Source organism: Enterovibrio gelatinilyticus, from assembly GCF_028683095.1.
GTDB lineage: Bacteria > Pseudomonadota > Gammaproteobacteria > Enterobacterales > Vibrionaceae > Enterovibrio > Enterovibrio gelatinilyticus.
In genome coordinates, this window is record NZ_JAJUBC010000005.1 from 148,654 (window position 1) to 168,315 (window position 19,662).

Consider the following 19,662-nt stretch of genomic DNA (forward strand, 5'->3'; position numbering starts at 1 on the left):
TCCCGTTCATAGATGAATTAAGGCGTTAACGCCTGACAACACACAATTTAGGAGCTGAGAAATGGTACTAGTTGGCCGTCAAGCCCCAGATTTTACTGCAGCAGCAGTACTGGGCAATGGTGAAATCGTAGATAACTTCAATCTGAAAGAGTTCACCAAAGGTAAGAAAACGGTTCTTTTCTTCTACCCATTGGATTTCACTTTCGTATGTCCTTCTGAGCTGATCGCTTTTGACAAGCGCCACGCTGATTTCCAAGCGAAAGGCGTTGAAGTTATCGGTGTTTCAATCGATTCTCAATTCTCTCACAACGCATGGCGTAACACTGCTGTTGAAGACGGCGGTATCGGTCAAGTTAAATACCCACTGGTTGCTGATGTTAAGCACGAAATCTGCAAAGCTTACGATGTTGAGCACCCAGAAGCTGGCGTTGCATTCCGTGGTTCATTCCTGATCGACGAAGACGGTCTGGTACGTCACCAAGTCGTTAACGACCTTCCACTAGGCCGTAACATCGACGAGATGCTACGCATGGTTGACGCATTGAACTTCCACCAGAAAAACGGTGAAGTTTGCCCAGCACAATGGGAAGAAGGCAAAGCAGGTATGGACGCATCACCTAAAGGTGTAGCAGCGTTCTTATCTGAGCACTCTGACGACCTGTAATATTTTTGGCTAACTGTTTCACGCAGTTTCCCCCTAACGCGTAAGCGTAAAGCCAAAGTCAGCATATAAAAACGAGGCCCGGACCACCGGGCCCTTTTTTTACCTAAATTTTACACCCTACCCGCTTCTCTTTTTTCGCTAACTCCCTGATGATGTTCGCAGTCTTTTATTGAGGAATGCGTAATGTCTGTATTGATCGAAGTCTGTATCGATAGCCTTGAATCTCTTCCTATTGCACAAACTGCTGGCGCAGGGCGTATTGAGCTTTGCAGCTCATTAGCCACTGGTGGATTAACCGCCAGCGCTGGCTATATGAAGCAAGCGGCGCGTGTTGCCACCATTCCGGTTTATGCCATTATTCGTCCACGCGAAGGCGATTTTCTATATTCAAGCCATGATGTCGACATCATGCTCGAAGACATACACACCGCGAAGCACGCCGGATTGAACGGTGTCGTTATTGGCGCACTGGCCGCTGACGGAAAAATCGATGAGGCGGCGGTAAAAGCGATGATCCATGCTGCTTCAGGTATGGGCATTACCTTCCATCGTGCCATCGACCATTGCGCAGCCCCTTTTGATGCGCTTGAGTTTCTCATGTCTCATGGCGTAGAGCGTGTGCTGACCTCAGGCCTAGCCAAACGCGCAGACGAAGGTATTTCAACATTGAAAGAGATGGTTCAACTGACCCAAGGCCGACTCAGCATCATGCCTGGTGCGGGGGTTTCTCCTGATAATGCAAAACGAATTATCACAGAAACGGGGGCAACTGAGATTCACCTTTCAGGCAAAACTACACGATCTTCATTCATGACTTACCGCAATGAGAAAGCCACCATGGGTAATGGTGAAAGCGACTTCGACATCACCGTGACTAACCCTGACATCATCCAACAAACGGTGTTAGCGCTGAAATAGCCCCACAATCTCGCTGAACACGATATTGACGTTGTTTGGTATATCGACGTAGCTGGGTATAAGACAAACTCGCACTTTTCCAGACGGGGGATTGCAATGATCCCCCATCCTTCTTAGGGTGAGCAACGCCTGTTCGTTGTGCACCTATTGCGAACAGGTATTCCCGACACAAGGAGCAGTGGCTAATGGCGAAAACACCCCCTCAAGAGCACCCTCAGAAAAAACGTAAACTCAGTAAAGACGCATACGAGCGAAAACTGGTGAACCTTCAAACTGAACTCGTAAAACTCCAAGAGTGGGTAAAGCATCAAGGGTTGAAAGTGGTGGTGGTGTTTGAAGGGCGCGATGCTGCAGGTAAAGGCGGCGTGATCAAACGCATTACTGAAAAGCTGAACCCGCGTGTCTGCCGTATTGTCGCTTTGGATAAACCCAGTGAGCGAGAACGCAGCCAATGGTACTTCCAACGCTATATTTCCCACCTACCTGGTGCTGGCGAGATCGTGCTTTTCGACCGCAGCTGGTATAACCGCGCTGGCGTTGAAAAAGTGATGGGCTTTTGCAGTGATGATGAATATGAAGAATTCTTCCGCACCTGCCCTGAGTTTGAGCGCATGCTTCAACGCTCTGGCATCATTTTGCTGAAGTACTGGTTTTCGGTTTCTGATGAAGAGCAAGAAAAGCGCTTCCAAGAACGTATCGACACGCCTATCAAACGCTGGAAATTCAGCCCAATGGATTTAGAGTCTCGCAGCCGTTGGGTCGCCTACAGCGAAGCCAAAGATCGTATGTTTGCCCACACCGATACCAAAGAGTCGCCTTGGTGGGTAGTGAATGCGGACAACAAAAAGCGAGCCCGTCTCAATTGTATTTCTCACCTGCTCGCTAGCATTCCCTTCGAGAGCATTCAGTATGATGACATTGAACTGCCGGAGATAAGCAAAAAAGGTTATGTACGCGTACCACTAGAGAGCCAAAGCTTCGTGCCCGACATTGCCAATGATATCGCCTCAAGCGACAAATAATTCGAACAGACAACCACTTGGGCTGCGCAAAGCCGCCCTTTTTCATGAAAGTCATTTTCTTGCACGCCCTTCCATCTTCGGTCAATTCTGTTCATTATTTTGTGCGCTTGCTTCAAACCCAAAAACGTGACGCACCTCTACTTATTCATTGCAATGTATATTCCGGAAAAATCTCAAATCAATAAGTAACATCATGAATAAAAAGCATATTGCTTGCCTGATCTCAGCCATTACTGCTGGGTTAAGCAGCCCTGTTGCGCTTGCCACTACGATGACACCCGCTACAGCCTCAGACACCGTCTATTTCAACCAAAAAACACTGCCTTCAGACACACAAGGAACGCTCGCGGGCAATGTTAGCCTAGCGCAAAGTGTCATCATGCCGACCGTCAATAAAATTGACGGTGATCGCCAGCCTCATTTGGTGTCATTACGCAAAGCACTGGTGATCTTTGAACCTAGCAGCACGAATGGCATCAGCGGCAATGATATTTCTGTTGTGGTTAAAGACAGCCAAGGTAACCGTGTTCATCATGCCATTTTACAAGCGCCTGCAGAGCAGCCAAAGCCAGCAGGGCAAATTGAAACTGACGTGACTATCGTCGTGCCTGACTCGTACGCGCACACATTGCGCTCCAACAACACCATCGGCAGTATCGCTGGCGAACAAGGACAAACCACCTTCAAATCTCTGCTCACCGAGCATGATACGATTCAAGTCGCCACCAGCGACGGTAACTTTGCTTACGAATTCATTCTGCCAGAAGGCCAAGAATTCACAGGTAAAATCGTCACCTTCTCCTCGCAGGCAGGCTACAACTCCACCATTCGATATACTCATGGCGCTGACACACTGAGCCATGGCAACAGCATCACTTATAACAATGTTGACGGGCTTTGGTACGCACAATCCGATGTGGATTATGGCAATCTCGCCTATAGCGACAAAGCCTATACAACGGTGCTGCCTGCCGAAGTGATTGAACCCGGTTTTAGCCTAACGTTTACCGCTGGTAGCAGCGAAGGCATCGTTGAAGGCATTCAAGTCGGGGCGAACACCACCTTGATTCTTAACACTGTCGACGTGGGCCTATTAACGCCACCTCGTGGTGAATTCCGATTCATGGAAGATAAGAAGCTTCACCGCGACTACTTCCAATCCCTGCAAATCAGTAAGTTGATTGTTAACCCCTATGCACCGATCCACCTCGAAGAAATCATGTTGCCGGATGGTCGCTTGCTGATAGATGTCGACCCAAGTAAAGCCGATGCCTACGGCAGTGACTCTCACTACCGCATTGCGCGTGAACTGATTTCCGCAGGTATCAACAGCGCTAACTATGGGGTAAACAGTGCATACGTGCGCGACCACGCCGCATGGAACATCAGTGCGCCTTATCACGCTGCACAAATCACAGTAAACAACTCCATCGGCAAATACAGCGATGGGCTGATTGCTCATGGCCTACTGGGATCGTACTCGGGCGTTGCGTCCGTTGTCAGCTCAACAGGTAATGAATTCAGCCACGAAGTCGGCCATGAATTGGGCGCAGGTATAGGCTCTGTTCACCCTGAGGCGCACTACTTGGGCGGTTTTGCCGGCTCCGTACACAACAGCTCAACCAAGATCAACTCAACATGGGGATGGGATCTGTTCGAAAACATTTTCCTACCAAACCTCAGTAAAGCACGCACCAACGGTGCAACCTGTTACGACGGCGAATGCGCACAACCGTTCGAAGGCCACAGCTTTGGCAAAGGCACCATGGCTGGCGGTTGGCCTCTGCACCCAGATGCCAACGCCTATACGCTGCACACACCGTATGAATTGAATGTGTTTCAGACCCTATTGGAAAGCAAAGCCAATTTCGACGCCGCGTCACCAACCGGTTTCAGCCAATGGGATAAACAAAGCCAAACCATGGTGCCGTGGGCAAATACCCTCATCGACGATTTGGCCTTTAACATCGTTGTCGTCACCGGTAACAACGAACTCAATAACTTCGATGAAAACAGCCGTCAATTCCATGAACTGTTTGCCACCGCAGACGCCGTGCGACTCAATACTGGCAATGGTTATTGGGCGAGAGATTTCTACTTACCAGAAGATGTCAGCTTTGAAGGTAAAGTGGCTGTATTCCGCTCTAGCGCAGGCTACAACTCACACATCCACTTTGGTGGCAGCTCTGTGCTACTCATCAATGGTCAGCAACATGCATTCCGCTTTGAAGCAGGCCAGTGGAATCAAGTCGATAGCAACATCATTGACCGCACCGTTGATCGCGTTCCACACCAGCAAGGCGTTGCCGTGACCACCTTGGTTGGCTATTACGACCCACAGAACATCTTGCCAAGTTACTTCTACCCTGCACTGAACGGCGCATACGGCTCAGTGTATGAAGACAACTTCACGCCATCATCCTGCCAGATTGATGTGCAGACTCAACACGATGGCACACTCACCTTTAACTTGCACAACCGTCGCTTAAACGATGGCTTGATGAACCGATTCCACATTAACGTGGCAACCGACAGCCAGCCATATCGTGCCGAGCTTTACTGCAACAACAACTTGCTAGACAGCATGGACATTGTCGCGCCAACTGCAACGTTAAAAGCTGGTATTGTCACCACAGAGATCGGCGAAGCACCAACGCTTTCAGGGGCAGAACATCTTACTGTTCAGCAAGGTGATGCCTTTGACCCACTCGCGGGTGTTACCGCATTTGATGCAGAAGATGGCGACATAACTGCAAGCATCAAGGTAACAGGCCACGTCGACACACTCACTCCAGGCAGCTATTCACTCATCTATTCAGTGACCGACAGCGAAAGCCAGACCGTGAGCGTAGAACGTACGATCACCGTAGAAGCGAGTGAAGTGTGCCTAAGCCCTTGGCAGCGCGGTGCCGTTTACATCGGTGACGACAAAGTCACGCACAACGGTCATGTTTGGAAAGCAGGTTGGTGGACACAAGGCGAAGAGCCGGGCACGACTGGAGAATGGGGCGTTTGGAAGCAAACCGACGACAATAGCTGCGGTTCGCCAGATCCCGACCCAGAAGTCACACCACCAGAGCCAGGCGAATACCCAACCTATCAGGCTGGTTTCGCTTACCAAGCAGGTGACATTGTTACCGGCGCAGATAACGCATTATACCAATGCAAACCGTGGCCTAACTCAGGTTGGTGCGCCAGCGCAAGTTACGCCCCTGCTACCTCAGCCTTCTGGCAAGACGCATGGACAAAACTATAAATCATTAAAACGCACAGCGAATAAAACCAAAAAAGCGGTGAGTGATCACCGCTTTTTCATCTTTCACTGTCGCCCTATTTGCGGCGTTTGTTAATCCGTTTTACGTTGCGGATTCACTTTACCCCCCGTGACAGGGTCAGACTTTCCTTCCGCTTTCATACGCTCTGCGCGGCGGCGGCGAATCTCTTTGGGATCAGCCACCAAAGGGCGATAAATCTCAATGCGATCACCATCGTGTACTAACGCATCAAGCTTCACCAAGCGGCTAAACACGCCGACCTTGTTCTTCTTTAGGTCGATTTCAGGGTAAACATCTAATACCCCCGAATGACGGATAATGTCTTCCACATGCATATCAGGCGTTACGATGGCTTTAAACACACGCTGCTCATTGGGCAACGCATACATCACTTCAATATGAAGCAACTTATCACTCATAAACGACTCTCGCACGATCAGTAAACGCTTTCACCATGTTCAACGTTAACTCGTTAAACACCTTACCGAAGGCCATTTCCACCAAACCATTGGTGAACTCAAAATCCAGATTCAGCTCAATCTTGCAGGCATCAACATCTAGCGACGTAAAATGCCAACCGCCCACCAACTTACGGAACGGGCCGTCGACCAGCTCCATCTTAATGGCTTGCCCATTCACGAGCTCATTACGGGTAGTAAACGTTTTACGGATGCCCGCTTTCGCCACATCCACCGACGCTGTCATGGCAATGTCACTGGCTTCTAACACACGTGAACCGGAGCACCCAGGCAAAAACGCCGGGTAAGCTTCAACATCATTCACTAACTTAAACATCTGCTCTGCACTAAACGGCACGAGTGCTGAACGGGTAATACGCGGCATACCAACTCCTCTACGTCGATGCCAACATCATATCATTGGACCTTAATTTTACCCAAACGTCTTCAAAATGCAGGAGATAGCCCCTGAGAGACACCCAGAAACCGCTTAGAACGTGAGCACAACGGGCTTGATTCTAAAAATCCCATAAAAACTATATCGTCCTTCTCTACCACTACGTATAATGCGTCCATTATGGTAAAGAAAAATTCAAAGAATAAAGCGGGCAGCAATACAATTGCTCAGAACCGCCAAGCTCGCCACGAATACTTCATCGAAGACGATGTAGAAGTCGGGCTAGAGCTACAAGGATGGGAAGTGAAAGCCCTCCGTGCAGGCAAGGTCAATATCAGTGAGAGCTACGTGTTCTTCCGCGATGGTGAAGCTTTCATGTCCGGTGCGACAATCACGCCACTTAACGTTGCTTCTACTCACGTAGTTGCCGACCCAACACGCGTGCGAAAACTGCTGCTTAAGCGTCGTGAACTCGACACATTAATCGGCAAAGTGAACCGAGAAGGTTACACGGTTATCGCGCTGTCTATGTACTGGAAACAGTCATGGGCTAAACTTAAGATTGGTCTGGCAAAAGGTAAAAAGCTTCATGACAAACGCGATGCATCGAAAGATCGCGATTGGCAGCGCGATAAAGCGCGAATCATGAAGGCTTCAGCCAGATAATCATTGACGCAGCAGAGCTTTATGCTAGTATCTGCGTCATAAAAATTCCGGGGCTGATTCAGGATTCGACAGGATCAAGAAGGCTCGTGGAGCATGCCGAGGGGCGGTTTGCCTCGTAAAAAGCCGCAAAAAAATAGTCGCAAACGACGAAAACTACGCACTAGCAGCTTAATAACCTGCTAGCGCACTTCTACCCTAGCTTCCGCTTGTAAGACGGGGAATCATAGAAGTTCAAACCCAAACGAGATAGCGAGGGATGCTTTGACTAGAGAGCTGAACCGCGAAATAGAATTCTGGTATGTCTTTTTGTAGCGTGTCTATTCGCAGCACACTGACGAGAACAAAGATAGACTAAGCATGTAGCGCCATTAGTTAGACTGATTTTGGACGCGGGTTCAACTCCCGCCAGCTCCACCAATCGATTGGAAAAGGCCAACCTGAAAGGGTTGGCCTTTTTTATTGTCCGTGTCCCGCCCTGAATCAAGCCGTTTTTGATTAATCCCTCACACTTACCATATTAAATTATCCGCAGTAAGGTATATTACATTGCATATACCCTGCAAGGGATATAGCTTTGAATATAACGTGTAAGGGATAATTAATACAATATCCCTTTAAAGGGATATTTCCTTATAGGAGCGGTTGTGATGATTTATAGCCCGCAACAGTTAGCAAACCATTTAAAGCTACTTCGCACTAAGCACAAGCTCACTCAAGCAGAGCTGGCCCAACGTGTTGGTTTGAAACAGGCTACGTTATCCAACTTTGAAAATAACCCCGACACCACACAACTCAAAACCGTGTTTAAGATCATCCAAGCACTCGGTGTGAAAATCGACATACTCTCGGAAGAGAAAACCCCCATCGCAAAATCCGATGAAGAGGTATGGTGATGGAAACGTTAGTGGCCTACATGAACGGAGAGCGTGTTGGTGAATTCATGAAGCTGTCGAACGGCGCACATGAATTTCAGTACGATGCACAATGGATTGAAAACCCTAAAGGTAGGCCGCTGTCACTTTCCTTACCACTTCAATATCAAAAGCACGCTTCCAGCCACGTCATCAACTACTTCGATAACCTGCTGCCCGACCTCAACGAAATTCGAGATCGTATTGTTGCGCGCTATCAAGCCGATTCACGGCAAGCCTTCGATTTGTTGAAACAGGTCGGCAAGGACAGTGTTGGGGCCATCGCGCTCTATGACCCCAATGAAGACACCCCCACGTTTAAGCAACTGGAGTATGACGTTCTCACCAATGAACGTTTGGAAAAAGTCCTCAGTGCCTACAAGGCGAACATCCCTCTAGGGATGCTTAGTGATGAAGACGATTTCCGTATTTCCGTCGCTGGCGCACAAGAAAAGACCGCACTTTTAAAGCTGGGGAATGATTGGTGTATCCCTAAAAACGCAACACCAACGACGCATATCATCAAGCTACCTATTGGCAAGATAAAACAGCCCGACGCCACACTTGATATGAGTGACAGCGTCGAAAATGAATATCTCTGCCTGCTTCTCGCCAAAGCGCTCGGTCTTAACGTGCCCAACGCAGAGATCATTCACTGTAACGACATCAAAGCCCTTGCCGTCGAGCGCTTCGACAGACGTTGGTCAAAAGACGAAGCTTGGCTATTACGCCTGCCACAAGAAGACATGTGCCAAGCCTTTGGTAAACCTTCGGCCATCAAATATGAAAGCGACGGTGGTGTGGGAATTAAAGACATCATGAAGCTACTTCTAGGCTCAAGCAATGCACTGGAAGATCGCGATGCCTTCATGCGCTTTCAGGTATTCCAATGGATTATCGGTGCAACAGATGGTCATGCGAAAAACTTCTCGATTTTCCTTGGTGCAGGCGGCAGTTATCAACTCACTCCTTTCTACGACATTCTTTCTGCTTACCCCATCTTAGGTGGCAAAGGGCTGCACCTACGTTCGCTCAAATTGGCCATGGGGCTAAAAGCCAACAAAGGAAGAAAGTACAAACTCGATAAGATATTTGCTCGCCATTTTTTGGCAACCGCCAAAGAGGTGGGATTTAGTACGCAGAGAATGCAGGCGATCTTGGATGAGTTTGCCAAACAACTTCCTTCCGCTATCAAGCAGGTCAAACAGCAACTTCCAGAAGCATTTCCGGAGCATGTTTCGATGGTGATTTTTGAGCAGTCGTTGAAGATGGTGGGGCGGGTTTATTTGGCGCAATAGTTTCGCGAGTTTATCATGAAGAGGGCTATGTCGGGATACAACATGATCGTGTATCATCTCGACCTTTGTCATCATTTGCTCTTAAATTAAGAAAGGCTCCCATTTGTCAGCTCAAAAACAACCAATTATTTTTTCATTTTTTTCTGGTAGTGGCTTTCTAGATTTAGGCTTCGAGCGTGTCGGCTTTGATGTCCGTTTCGTTAACGAGTTCCACAAACCCTTTCTGGAAGCATATAAATACTCAAGAAAAACAATGGAATTGCCAGAACCCAAATACGGCCACTTCCTAGGCAGTATTGATGACTTTGTAACAGGTGATAGAGCAGCTGAGTTGAGTGCGTGTGTTGAAGATGCTAAGAATGATTCGTTAGTTGGTTTTATCGGAGGCCCACCATGCCCAGATTTCTCTGTTGCTGGTAAAAACAAAGGCTCTGAAGGTGAAAATGGTAAACTAAGCCGTGTTTATGTCGAAGCTATTGTACAAAACAAACCAGACTTCTTCTTGTTTGAAAATGTAAAGGGGCTTTGGCGGACAGTTAAACACCGTGCCTTTTATGATGAAATGAAAGTACGGCTGGAGAACGAAGGCTACATTCTGACTGACCGATTAACTAACTGTATAGAGTATGGTGTGCCACAAGATAGAGATCGTATCTTGCTCTTTGGCATTCATAAATCTCGTTCAGGTGACATCGATGCAACAACGTTAGAAGCCACTTTTGACTGGAAAGCAAATATTAGATTCGATAGAAACACTGTACTTAGTAAAAGTATGTGGCCGGGACATGAAACATACTCACAAGACTCTAAAAAAGATTGTCCGGAGTCGCTAGTTTCAATTCATGAGCTTACTGTTGAGCATTGGTTCGAGAAAAATGATGTATATAATCACCCAAACTCGACGCATCACTTCAAACCCCAATCCATGCATCGATTCCAAACGATTTTAGAAGGGGACGACAGTAAAAAATCATTCAAACGATTACATAGGTGGCGTTACTCACCAACTGCTGCGTACGGTAACAATGAAGTACACCTCCACCCTTATAAAGACAGGCGTATAAGTGCAGCTGAGTCCTTAGCAATTCAATCATTACCGAAAGAGTTTTGCCTCCCTCCAACTATGACTCTTTCAGACATGTTCAAAACCATCGGTAATGGCGTGCCATACTTGGCTTCAGAAGGACTTGCAAAAACGATTCTAGCTTACCTAAAGTCGCTGTAGAAGTAGGAGCTTATAAGCTCCTTTTTCTAAACGTTTCTCAAACTTATCAAGCTTTCTATTACATAGAAGCAGGTGCGTGGTAAACTTACCAAAAATAAACCCTACCCATACTAGGTTTAACTCATGCACTTCAAAGATGTTTTATCTGATATAGAACAACTCGTTGGCAAACAACTTCAGTCTCTAAATTCAAAGACTGGTCCTATTTATATAACAAAAATCGTCCACGAAGAAAAAAAATATTTCGTATCGTCTAACCCAAGCGAAGAAGGGAATGCGCGCTTTTTTTGGGAGCTAGAAGCGATTTGGTCTGACTTAGTTTATAAAGGTTTTAGTAATGTTGACCAAGCGTTGTATGGTAGTGGAAGCAGCCGAAATCAACCTGAAACTGTATTGTCACATTTACCTTACATTCAACACTTTCGCTACAAAGGTAAAAAGCACATACTTTTAAGATCTAAGTCGACACATACACTTGGTACTTTATCAGAAGTCACTGGTGATGACTTAAGTTTGGTATTGTCGAAAATTGACAATTACTTCTCTCTTAGTAATCAGAAAATATCCGAACGGCAAAGTAAGATACTAGGGAAACTAGAATCAATTCAAAACCGTATCGAAAATGAATCTTCTTATGTTTCTATTGGGAAAGAGATTGAATTAATAACCAAGAGTTTAATGAACCTGCAAGATGAGGTTAATAATTCAATAGTAACCCTAAAGAATGAACTTCAAGTTTTTTCAGGCGTGTCAGTCGAGGTAGCTAAGCGCCTAAATGTCAAATCAGTTGAAGATCTAATTGAGGATGAAACTTTCACTGGAGTGGAAAACGAGAATACGTCAGATGATGAACCAAGAGAGATATCTAGCATCTCAGAGGAAAGTAGTAATAATGGACTACGGATACGCCATATAACCCCTGTTCTTACTTTAATATATGAGCGACTAAGCTTTGATGAAATTGAACTTCAACCTGATTTTCAACGTCAAGATCGCATATGGTCAATGGAAAAAAGATCTAAGCTTATTGAGTCAATTTTAATGGGCCTGCCACTCCCTGCATTTTATTTTGCAGAGAAAAAAGGTGGTGACTGGATTGTGGTTGATGGTCTCCAACGCATTACTACTGTATTTGATTTCATGAAAGATCACTTCAAGCTAGATAAATTGGAAGGTTTAGACAATAGTTATAATGGAAAACTATTCAGTGAACTTTCAAGACTAGATAAAAGGAAAATCAGGGAGTATCAGATTACAGCGCATGTTATTGATGCGGAGTCGGATAAGGATAACCTAATAGTAGAGTTATTCCATCGCATAAATACTTATGGAGTAAAGCTTAGTGAGCAAGAGATACGTTCAGCAATGTATCAAGGCTCTAGTGTTACATTCTTGCGTCATTTATCATCGAGCAATGAATTTATAGAATCCACTAATGGTAAAGTTAGCCCACAAAGACAAAAAGACATGGAGTTATGTCTTTCAGCATTGTCTTATATAACTCTAGGCTATCAAGGTTTTTCTTACAAAACTTATAGTGACTTCTTGTCGTCAGCAATGAAAAAACTAAACCATAGTAAACTTGAAATAGGCAATTCAGAGTCAATTGACGATGGGCTATCATATATTTCAGAGAGCAGTGATCCATTATTCTTTACTTTAGAGGAGAAATTTAAAAAAGGCTTGAGCTTAGCTCATGAAGTCTTTGATGGCTTAGCTTTTAAGAAGAGTATGGAGGCAGGCAAATCTGCCCCTATCAGCAAACCTCTTTTTGAAGTGGTTGTTACTATTTTTTCTTGTTTATCTAACGAACAACGTGAGCAAGTAAAATCGCATTCAGATGAGATAATCAATCTCTTATATGATGCTATTGAAACAGACTCAATTGAATATGCCAGCTGGGAGTCTGAGAAATATCAAAGTGCAAATCGTGGCTTTATGTATTCGATTTCTTCATCAACGGGGAAAAGACCAACAATACTATATAGGTTCGAAGCATTTAAAAACATATTAAAAGAATCCACAGGTATAGAGGCAAGTGTAATCCCAGTACTAGGTGACAAAAATGATTAATAAGTTAAATTTATACAACTTCAAAGCCTATAAAGATGAAGAGTTCGAGTTTTCTGACTTGACTGTATTTTGTGGAAATAACTCTGTAGGTAAAAGTACTGCTATTCAAGCAATATCTCTGGCAATACAATCATATTTTGGAGATAACCTTGCGTTAAATGGTGATCTTGTTGAATTAGGGTATCTTGATGATGTCCATCATCAAAATGCTTCTAAATCCAACTTGAAGGTTGAGTTGGAGATTGACTCACATGTAATGTCTTGGGGTTATCGAGATCTCGATGAGCAAGACAATGAATCAAATAAACATTTATCAGCTCTTAATCCTCCCTCAACTGAGTCGCAACAATCAATACGCAAGATATTAGAAAACTTACAATTTCTACAAGCAGAGCGCTACGGACCAAGAAATAACTATGAATTATCAAAGTCTGGGGGATTTCACAATGATTGGCTAGGTGCAAAAGGCGAGTTTACTTCAGAGCTTCTATCTCGCGCTGGCAGATCACAACGTTTGTTTGTTGGTGGTGTTAATGCTTCGGAAGAAGTATCCAATGACCCTAGACTACACCCTAAAGAAGTACAAGTTTCTTTGGTTAAACAAATTGATGCATGGTTGAAAGAAATCAGTCCTGGTATGTCTTTAACGTCAAAGCTTTTTGCGGAAGCATCCACTGCTGTTAATGTTTTTGAGCAAAATGGAAATAAGTCGTTAAAGCCCCATAACGTTGGTTTTGGTGTGAGTTATGCTCTTTCAATAGTTACTGCTTTGCTGTATACCCGTAAAGGTGGTTTAGTCATTATAGAAAATCCAGAAGCCCACCTTCATCCAAGAGGGCAAAGTTATTTAGGTCGCTTAATAGCTTTGACTGCTGAAGCGGGAGTTCAAGTTATTGTAGAAACACACAGTGATCACTTGATTAACGGTATACGCATAATGCCAAGATTAGAAAAAGTAGATTGTGGTAAAATTAGGATTTATCAAATAATTGCAGACATTGAGGAGCAGTGTAGCAAAGCGTTACCTATTACAGTTACAGAGCAAGGCGAATTATCTGATTGGCCTGAACAATTTTTTGACCAGCAACTCATTGATATGGATATTTTAATGAGCGGTCAAGAACAATGAAAACTATAATTGGCATTTCTAATTTCAGCTTTGATTTCCAAAATTTTAATGATTTCCTCCAACTAAAAAATCAATTTGAGAAAATCAAATCTTTGCAAGGGCAATTCGAACAGCATGGTACTTCGTTATCAATAGCAACAGATATTCTTAAGAATAAATATTTTGGGCTATCGTTAGAAGAGCAATTCAATAACTTCTCCTTCGGTAAAGACAAGCAAAATATCATTGCTTTTAGATCTCAATTAGAGCGAAACTATTTACGTGGATTCGACAAAAAGTACACAAGTAAAGAGCTCCTACAACTAGCAGCTAAACCAGATGAGGTTAGCGCACTGTGCTGCACCATCTATGCTCCAAAAGTATTGATATCAGGTTACTCTAGTTTCAAAACAATAACGGATTTTTCGTTATTCTACGAGGATATTCTTGGGAAGTTCCCTATTAATAATGAAAATTATTACTCCAGGGCAACCAGCCATTTCAAAAATATCCTTTATCATGAAGATTGCAGTTCAACTCTAAACCGAGTACCTGATGGATTTTGTAATTACTCAATAGCAATAACTCAGTGTTTGCGAGCCCTAAACGCTTTAAGCCCAGTATCAGGAAATAATATTAATAGTCACTTAGCAGATATCGCAACTAAAGCACGATATGCATGCACACCTGAAGGTTATTCTCACGAAAATTTCAAGTTTAATTTCAACCACAATGGTAATAACTATCCTAAGCTAGGGTGTCAGTATCACCTCAAACCGTCGGAGAGAAATCTAAAAGGCGATGGAAGTCATAATCACAAGCGTATCTATTTTGGATTTTTCCCCATTGGTGGAGATAAATTTAGAATAGCAGTAGCTGCTATTGGCCCTCACATCACTATACAAAATTCTAAAGATAGATATGCTCCAATAAAAACCAAAAGAAAAAAAATCAAGAGACGAGGGAATTCATAATTTTAATCATAGTTAAGTATGCTGAGTACCGTCCGTCTTAATAACCACACTCGAGTTAGACATTATAACATTATAGCTAGCAGGAAGGTTTTTATAGTCCCTCAGCGGTATTAACGTTCGATTTCGCCTGTGGAAAATGAAAAGCGCGCGAACAAGTGTCAAAAAGCGTTTTTTACTGAGTCGGTGGCCAATCAAATTATCATAAACTAAGTTTCTTCAATTACCTCTCTGACCAATCTCGGTACTACCTGATAAAGCCACTTACTGCGGTCTTGCTTGCTGTCGCCAAAATGCAATTCCCTATGACAGTTTGGGCAAAGTGCGACGGTATTTTCAACAGTATCCGAACCGCCTTCAGAGAGTCTTACAACATGATGCACTTCTAAGTAAGGCTCTCCATTCTCTTTGATGAAAGGGGCCTCTGCGCCACAGCATTCACATAGCCCTTTCGCTTGCGCTAGTACCCAGCCTTTTACTTCACGGCTGCGCTCATAAACGGAGGTTTTAGCTTCGGTCGCTTTCGGTTTTTTTACGCCCTTAGGTTTTTCGCCAATGACATACTTGCCTAGGACTACGCTCCAGTCACCCTCTTGAACTTGCCCTTGTTGAGGCAGTTTCTTCCAAATTATTTCTTCAATTTCTTTTAAGGCGTTCTTACCTACATTTTTCAATGGTTTTAAACCACCCACCCAAGGCAGTCCCATCTGATCAAGAACATACGAAATATTGTGAAAACGATAAGAAAATGAGTTCTCGGTTCGCCCGTACTTTTCCGCAAGTTTGCGATAGAAATGAGTTTTTATGGGTTTTTCGCCATTTTTTTCTTTTTGTTGTAGGTCTAGATAGGCCTCAACAGAAGCAGAAAGCTCTTCATGGCTCCACTTGGTTTTCATTCATTTACAACACGTTACTGATACTCGCATTAATTTATAGTGGTATCAGTAAGGCGGATACGCCTAAAGTCTCATATCGCGATCGGCATTTAAAAAACATCAATGAACTGACCACAAATCATCCAAAAGTAAGATCGTTTTTTTACTCACCACTCCCCCACCAGCAACCGGCTCTTAACGCCTGCCACCTGTAACTGAATGGCATCAAACACGGCATCGAAGTCTCTTTCGTTGGTGCTGATATTGGGGAGTGACAGCACGGCTTCGCTGAAAAAGCGGGTTTGATCGTGTTCGCTTTCCCATGCCAGTTGCCAAAAATCGAGTATTCGGGTTTTCGCGCTTTCTAAGCGTTGCTTGGAAGGCACGCGGTTGAGTTTGGTAAGGTTTTCTTTTTCAGTAGTGGGGAAGAGGTTCCACATGTCGTTATTCGGCCAATAAGCGAATGGCAGGCAATGGTCGACATGGTATTTGTCGTTGAGTTTGGTGTTGCTCCACACACTGACGATTTGATGTTGGTTTTCACGCAGCGATTCAATGCGCTTTCGCACGTTACGCGTGTCGTGGCTGGCATCAATCCACGCTAAACAATCATGATAGGTTTGCAGCGAAATAGCGCGTTGTTGGTTCAGTTCGTAACGGCGCATTTCCGCTATCCACTGGTTCACCACCAGCGGTTCAATCCAGCTTGCATACAGCCTTAAACAATCCCACAGGCTCTCTTCGAGCGTGAATATCCCAAAGCTACTGAGAAACTCGCTGTCGATAACAAAGCTTGAGCGCGTTTGGGTTTTATTTCGCTCCATGGCGAACAGCGGTTTGGTGATGTCACTGCGGTAGGTGAATTTCACAGGGCCAGATTTCAACGTTGTGATGGTGTCGCGAATCGCTTTTTGCAGCGCAAGCGCCTCTTCGCCAGAGAAAAATGCGCCTATCGCTAAATCATCAGCCGCAAGGCCTTTGAGTTTCCCCCACCCTGCGTCTTTGACAAAGCTCAGCCCTTTGTTTGGGTCACTGTTTTGCTGAATGCCCATGCCGTTGCCTGCGTCGGTATCAAGCAGGCGTTTGTATTGTCGCATCCAATAAAGTGCCACCAACCCTAATGGAATGGCGACGTGCTTGTCGGTGCGATCGACCAAGGCGCCAGGGTGTGCATCGGCGATGCGCAGCAGTGTACGCAACAAGGCCAATTTGTATGTCGCGGCTTTACTGTCATTCACGATCACATGACGCACGGTAAGCAAATCGCCAGAGCCATCGTCCGGCAGCGTGAGCACGACGGTCTGCCACTTCACGCAGTCACGCCCAAGGGAGTCGGCCTGCACATCGGTTTTCAAGCGCACTTGCAGCGCATGGTCTTTGGCGTATTGCTCGATTTCTTCAACAGACACAGCATGTGCGGTTCTTGCATCATCAAAACTGCCGTGACGAAGCGTGATCACCAATCGGCCATTGGGCGCTAATACGTTGGCGAGTTTTCGAAAGGCGCGGGCTCTATCACTGGGTGCGATGTGCATCCAAACCGCTGACAGTAAAATGCAGTCAAAGCGGAGGCTGAGCTGATTCACCACCTTCAATTCAGGCAAAGTATCGGAAAGCCAGGTCACAGGAAGTGACTGTGTACGCGCTTCGCCAATGGCACGAAACGCATCGGCAGGTTCAACGGCGTAAACATCACAGCCACGCTTGGCAAACCATGCCGCATCTCCGCCATTGCCAGCCCCCACATCCAACACTTTGCAGGTGCGATCGTTGCCTTCAGGCCAATATAGACGCCAACTGTCATGAACCTGTTCAAAGGTCACTTGTTGATATTGGGCATCAAGTGTTTGTGCATGGGTATGGTAGTGCTGAATCGTCCGGTTCATGGCTTGGGATAATATGAGTGGTGTATCAATTGTACTGTGTACGGACTTTTATGCACGGCGAATTGAATGAAAACGCGATGGTGGTTAGACACGCCCATCACTCAGTGAACGAGTGCACAAATAAGACAGTTCAACGGCTTATAATATTGATAGGCTAAAACACCCAAAGCCTAAGATTAATGGATTATGACTATCAGGTTTTCTCTTAAACAAACACCATACATGAGCGCTTGTTTCTTTTCGTTACTGCTGACAAATGGCACTTCAGCCGCAGATAACGTCACTCGCTATAACGCAGTGTTCAAATCCACAAGTGCCTACTGCTTTTCCTATGTCAACGGCTTGAGTGTGTTGGACAATCTAATGACATCTTCAGGTACTGCTTCTGCGGGTTACGATATAACTGCAATTCTCGAAAATGGGCTCAACACGCTTTCAATTAAAGTTGCCTCTGTTACCGCACCGCAGAACCTCGATTTTGTTAGTGATGCGAAGTGCGAGTTCTCTGTTGTCCCATATGGCACCAAAGATGAGCAGGATAGTATCCCCGTTTTAGCGACAGTGAATGACAACAATCGTGCGACTGGCTTGAATACACCACACTACAGCGGGACAAAATTACTGGGAACCGTAGAAGAAGGCACCGTCGAAGGCTCGGTGCTCTACGAGGTGAAACGTACGTTTGTCGCTGCTGGCCTACCCAACTGGTCATGGACAACCTCAGAGCCATACACACTCAGCCAGAACAATCTCCAGAAACTGAGAGATCGCTATCTGGCACTTTGGGCACTGTTATCCCAAAAAGACGCTGATGCTTTGGGTGCTGAAAGCGAAATTGCGATGCGTGAACATGGCTTATCGATAGGTTATTCTGCTGATGAGTACTGGCAGTCTTTCGGCTTCAAGCAAGACTTTGCAGACGGTTACGAAGCCTTACCCATTGATTGGAGCTTGTATGACTTTGTCAGCTACAAGAATGGACGCTTGTTTCGGCTGGAAGATCCCGACGGTCAGTCTCCACTTCGGATCGGTAAAAAAGAGGAAGAGAGCTACATCACCTATAACCCACTGTTTTCTTATATCGACGGCAAGCTTGTCATCATGAGATAACCCAAACCCAAAGCTTTCTTTATCACTCATCCCATATTTTTTGAGCAATTTTTCGCTCACTGGGCCATTTCTCGCCTAAAAAGCGGGTAACTTTTCGCCCCGTCGATAAATCAATCAACATAAGCCTCTGTATTTATTGAATAATGATAATGGCACGAATTGTGATTAGTTATGTGTTCTTCTTATCGCAATCTAAAAGGACATTACGATGCCAACTCCTTGTTATATCGCCATCGAAGGCAAAACTCAGGGCAACATCACTGCTGGTGCATTTACTGCTGATTCTGTGGGTAACATTTATGTTGAAGGCCACGAAGACCAAATGCTGGTTCAAGCGTTTGACCACATTGTGACAGTACCCACTGACCCACAAAGCGGTCAGCCTTCAGGCCAACGTGTACATAAGCCGTTCAAGTTCACTGTAGCGCTGAACAAAGCCGTGCCGCTGATGTACAACTCACTGGCGTCAGGCGAAATGCTGCCAAAGATTGAACTAAAATGGTACCGCACCTCAGTAGAAGGTAAGCAAGAGCACTTCTTCTCGACCATTTTGACTGACGGCACCATCATCGATATCGATTGCCAAATGCCGCATTGTCAGGACGCGGGTAAGAAAGAGTTCACCCAACTGGTGACGGTGTCTGTGGCATACCGCAAGATTGACTGGGAACACACAGTCGCAGGTACATCAGGTGCTGATGACTGGCGTGCGCCAATTGAAGCGTAAAGCTTTTTGGCAAAAGGTAGAGCGCGTTAACACACGTTTTTTGTCAACCGCTCACTGACACCTTTTGCAACCAACCCG

17 protein-coding genes and 1 other RNA gene are annotated in these 19,662 nt (G+C 45.3%); 14 read left to right on the forward strand and 4 right to left on the reverse strand.

The window, feature by feature from the left end:
* Positions 1 to 61 precede the first annotated feature (61 nt).
* The 4 genes from LRP50_RS06375 (at position 62) to LRP50_RS06390 (ending at position 5,860) form a co-directional block, all read left to right on the forward strand.
* Positions 62 to 664 carry a peroxiredoxin C gene (locus LRP50_RS06375; RefSeq protein ID WP_274163630.1) on the forward strand — a complete coding sequence of 201 codons (603 nt, stop codon included), beginning with the start codon at positions 62 to 64 and terminating at the stop codon, positions 662 to 664.
* A 183-nt stretch (positions 665 to 847) separates the two neighbouring features.
* On the forward strand, positions 848 to 1,582 hold the full coding sequence (locus tag LRP50_RS06380; RefSeq protein ID WP_274163631.1) for a copper homeostasis protein CutC: 735 nt from the start codon (positions 848 to 850) through the stop codon (positions 1,580 to 1,582).
* A 185-nt stretch (positions 1,583 to 1,767) separates the two neighbouring features.
* Positions 1,768 to 2,604 carry a polyphosphate kinase 2 gene (gene ppk2, locus LRP50_RS06385; RefSeq protein ID WP_274163632.1) on the forward strand — a complete coding sequence of 279 codons (837 nt, stop codon included), beginning with the start codon at positions 1,768 to 1,770 and terminating at the stop codon, positions 2,602 to 2,604.
* A gap of 193 nt (positions 2,605 to 2,797) precedes the next feature.
* Positions 2,798 to 5,860, forward strand: coding sequence for a M66 family metalloprotease (locus LRP50_RS06390; protein ID WP_274163633.1), 3,063 nt, complete (start codon positions 2,798 to 2,800; stop codon positions 5,858 to 5,860).
* Between the two features lie 90 nt (positions 5,861 to 5,950).
* Here LRP50_RS06390 and LRP50_RS06395 read toward each other — a convergent pair whose 3' ends face one another.
* Both LRP50_RS06395 and LRP50_RS06400 read right to left on the reverse strand, forming a co-directional pair.
* Positions 5,951 to 6,298, reverse strand: coding sequence for an RnfH family protein (locus LRP50_RS06395; protein WP_274163634.1), 348 nt, complete (start codon positions 6,296 to 6,298; stop codon positions 5,951 to 5,953).
* Positions 6,291 to 6,722: an SRPBCC family protein gene (locus LRP50_RS06400; protein WP_274163635.1), complete on the reverse strand. Its 432-nt coding sequence runs from the start codon at positions 6,720 to 6,722 to the stop codon at positions 6,291 to 6,293. Before LRP50_RS06400 ends, LRP50_RS06395 begins: the two co-directional genes overlap by 8 nt.
* 192 nt (positions 6,723 to 6,914) lie before the next feature.
* On the opposite strand from LRP50_RS06400, the gene smpB reads away from it, so the two are divergent.
* The 8 genes from smpB to LRP50_RS06440 all read left to right on the forward strand — a co-directional run bounded on the left by smpB (position 6,915) and on the right by LRP50_RS06440 (position 14,989).
* Positions 6,915 to 7,400 (forward strand): SsrA-binding protein SmpB, encoded by a 486-nt coding sequence (gene smpB, locus LRP50_RS06405; protein ID WP_274163636.1) that lies wholly within the window; start codon positions 6,915 to 6,917, stop codon positions 7,398 to 7,400.
* Between the two features lie 49 nt (positions 7,401 to 7,449).
* Positions 7,450 to 7,817: a transfer-messenger RNA gene (gene ssrA, locus LRP50_RS06410) on the forward strand.
* Between the two features lie 230 nt (positions 7,818 to 8,047).
* Positions 8,048 to 8,293 carry a type II toxin-antitoxin system antitoxin HipB gene (gene hipB / locus LRP50_RS06415; protein ID WP_028023751.1) on the forward strand — a complete coding sequence of 82 codons (246 nt, stop codon included), beginning with the start codon at positions 8,048 to 8,050 and terminating at the stop codon, positions 8,291 to 8,293.
* Positions 8,293 to 9,609 carry a type II toxin-antitoxin system HipA family toxin gene (locus tag LRP50_RS06420; RefSeq protein WP_274163637.1) on the forward strand — a complete coding sequence of 439 codons (1,317 nt, stop codon included), beginning with the start codon at positions 8,293 to 8,295 and terminating at the stop codon, positions 9,607 to 9,609. The genes hipB and LRP50_RS06420 overlap by 1 nt, the downstream gene beginning before the upstream one ends.
* Positions 9,610 to 9,712: 103 nt before the next feature.
* Positions 9,713 to 10,834, forward strand: a complete 1,122-nt coding sequence (locus tag LRP50_RS06425; RefSeq protein ID WP_274163638.1) for a DNA cytosine methyltransferase — start codon at positions 9,713 to 9,715, stop codon at positions 10,832 to 10,834.
* Positions 10,835 to 10,957: 123 nt separating this feature from the next.
* A complete protein-coding gene (locus LRP50_RS06430; protein ID WP_274163639.1) occupies positions 10,958 to 12,907 on the forward strand; it encodes a DUF262 domain-containing protein in 1,950 nt (649 codons plus the stop codon).
* Positions 12,900 to 14,036, forward strand: a complete 1,137-nt coding sequence (locus LRP50_RS06435) for a DUF3696 domain-containing protein (RefSeq protein WP_274163640.1) — start codon at positions 12,900 to 12,902, stop codon at positions 14,034 to 14,036. Before LRP50_RS06430 ends, LRP50_RS06435 begins: the two co-directional genes overlap by 8 nt.
* A complete protein-coding gene (locus tag LRP50_RS06440; RefSeq protein ID WP_274163641.1) occupies positions 14,033 to 14,989 on the forward strand; it encodes a hypothetical protein in 957 nt (318 codons plus the stop codon). Before LRP50_RS06435 ends, LRP50_RS06440 begins: the two co-directional genes overlap by 4 nt.
* 206 nt (positions 14,990 to 15,195) lie before the next feature.
* Here the strand turns inward: LRP50_RS06440 and LRP50_RS06445 are convergent, their stop codons facing one another.
* Both LRP50_RS06445 and LRP50_RS06450 read right to left on the reverse strand, forming a co-directional pair.
* Positions 15,196 to 15,882, reverse strand: a complete 687-nt coding sequence (locus LRP50_RS06445; RefSeq protein ID WP_274163642.1) for an HNH endonuclease — start codon at positions 15,880 to 15,882, stop codon at positions 15,196 to 15,198.
* Between the two features lie 146 nt (positions 15,883 to 16,028).
* Complete coding sequence (locus LRP50_RS06450) at positions 16,029 to 17,747, reverse strand: class I SAM-dependent methyltransferase (RefSeq protein WP_274163643.1); 1,719 nt, start codon at positions 17,745 to 17,747, stop codon at positions 16,029 to 16,031.
* 186 nt (positions 17,748 to 17,933) lie between these two features.
* On the opposite strand from LRP50_RS06450, the gene LRP50_RS06455 reads away from it, so the two are divergent.
* Positions 17,934 to 18,857, forward strand: coding sequence for a hypothetical protein (locus LRP50_RS06455; RefSeq protein ID WP_274163644.1), 924 nt, complete (start codon positions 17,934 to 17,936; stop codon positions 18,855 to 18,857).
* 208 nt (positions 18,858 to 19,065) lie between these two features.
* The gene (locus LRP50_RS06460) at positions 19,066 to 19,584 is read left to right on the forward strand and encodes an Hcp family type VI secretion system effector (protein ID WP_274163645.1); all 519 of its coding nucleotides are present in this window, start codon (positions 19,066 to 19,068) and stop codon (positions 19,582 to 19,584) included.
* Positions 19,585 to 19,662 lie beyond the last annotated feature (78 nt).

Bases quoted from the DNA above. Each gene is read 5' to 3' on its own strand.
- LRP50_RS06375 (WP_274163630.1), top strand. From the start codon at position 62: ATGGTACTAGTTGGCCGTCAAGCCCCAGATTTTACTGCAGCAGCAGTA.
- LRP50_RS06380 (WP_274163631.1), top strand. From the start codon at position 848: ATGTCTGTATTGATCGAAGTCTGTATCGATAGCCTTGAATCTCTTCCT.
- ppk2 (WP_274163632.1), top strand. From the start codon at position 1,768: ATGGCGAAAACACCCCCTCAAGAGCACCCTCAGAAAAAACGTAAACTC.
- LRP50_RS06390 (WP_274163633.1), top strand. From the start codon at position 2,798: ATGAATAAAAAGCATATTGCTTGCCTGATCTCAGCCATTACTGCTGGG.
- LRP50_RS06395 (WP_274163634.1), bottom strand. From the start codon at position 6,298: ATGAGTGATAAGTTGCTTCATATTGAAGTGATGTATGCGTTGCCCAAT.
- LRP50_RS06400 (WP_274163635.1), bottom strand. From the start codon at position 6,722: ATGCCGCGTATTACCCGTTCAGCACTCGTGCCGTTTAGTGCAGAGCAG.
- smpB (WP_274163636.1), top strand. From the start codon at position 6,915: ATGGTAAAGAAAAATTCAAAGAATAAAGCGGGCAGCAATACAATTGCT.
- hipB (WP_028023751.1), top strand. From the start codon at position 8,048: ATGATTTATAGCCCGCAACAGTTAGCAAACCATTTAAAGCTACTTCGC.
- LRP50_RS06420 (WP_274163637.1), top strand. From the start codon at position 8,293: ATGGAAACGTTAGTGGCCTACATGAACGGAGAGCGTGTTGGTGAATTC.
- LRP50_RS06430 (WP_274163639.1), top strand. From the start codon at position 10,958: ATGCACTTCAAAGATGTTTTATCTGATATAGAACAACTCGTTGGCAAA.
- LRP50_RS06435 (WP_274163640.1), top strand. From the start codon at position 12,900: ATGATTAATAAGTTAAATTTATACAACTTCAAAGCCTATAAAGATGAA.
- LRP50_RS06440 (WP_274163641.1), top strand. From the start codon at position 14,033: ATGAAAACTATAATTGGCATTTCTAATTTCAGCTTTGATTTCCAAAAT.
- LRP50_RS06445 (WP_274163642.1), bottom strand. From the start codon at position 15,882: ATGAAAACCAAGTGGAGCCATGAAGAGCTTTCTGCTTCTGTTGAGGCC.
- LRP50_RS06450 (WP_274163643.1), bottom strand. From the start codon at position 17,747: ATGAACCGGACGATTCAGCACTACCATACCCATGCACAAACACTTGAT.
- LRP50_RS06455 (WP_274163644.1), top strand. From the start codon at position 17,934: ATGACTATCAGGTTTTCTCTTAAACAAACACCATACATGAGCGCTTGT.
- LRP50_RS06460 (WP_274163645.1), top strand. From the start codon at position 19,066: ATGCCAACTCCTTGTTATATCGCCATCGAAGGCAAAACTCAGGGCAAC.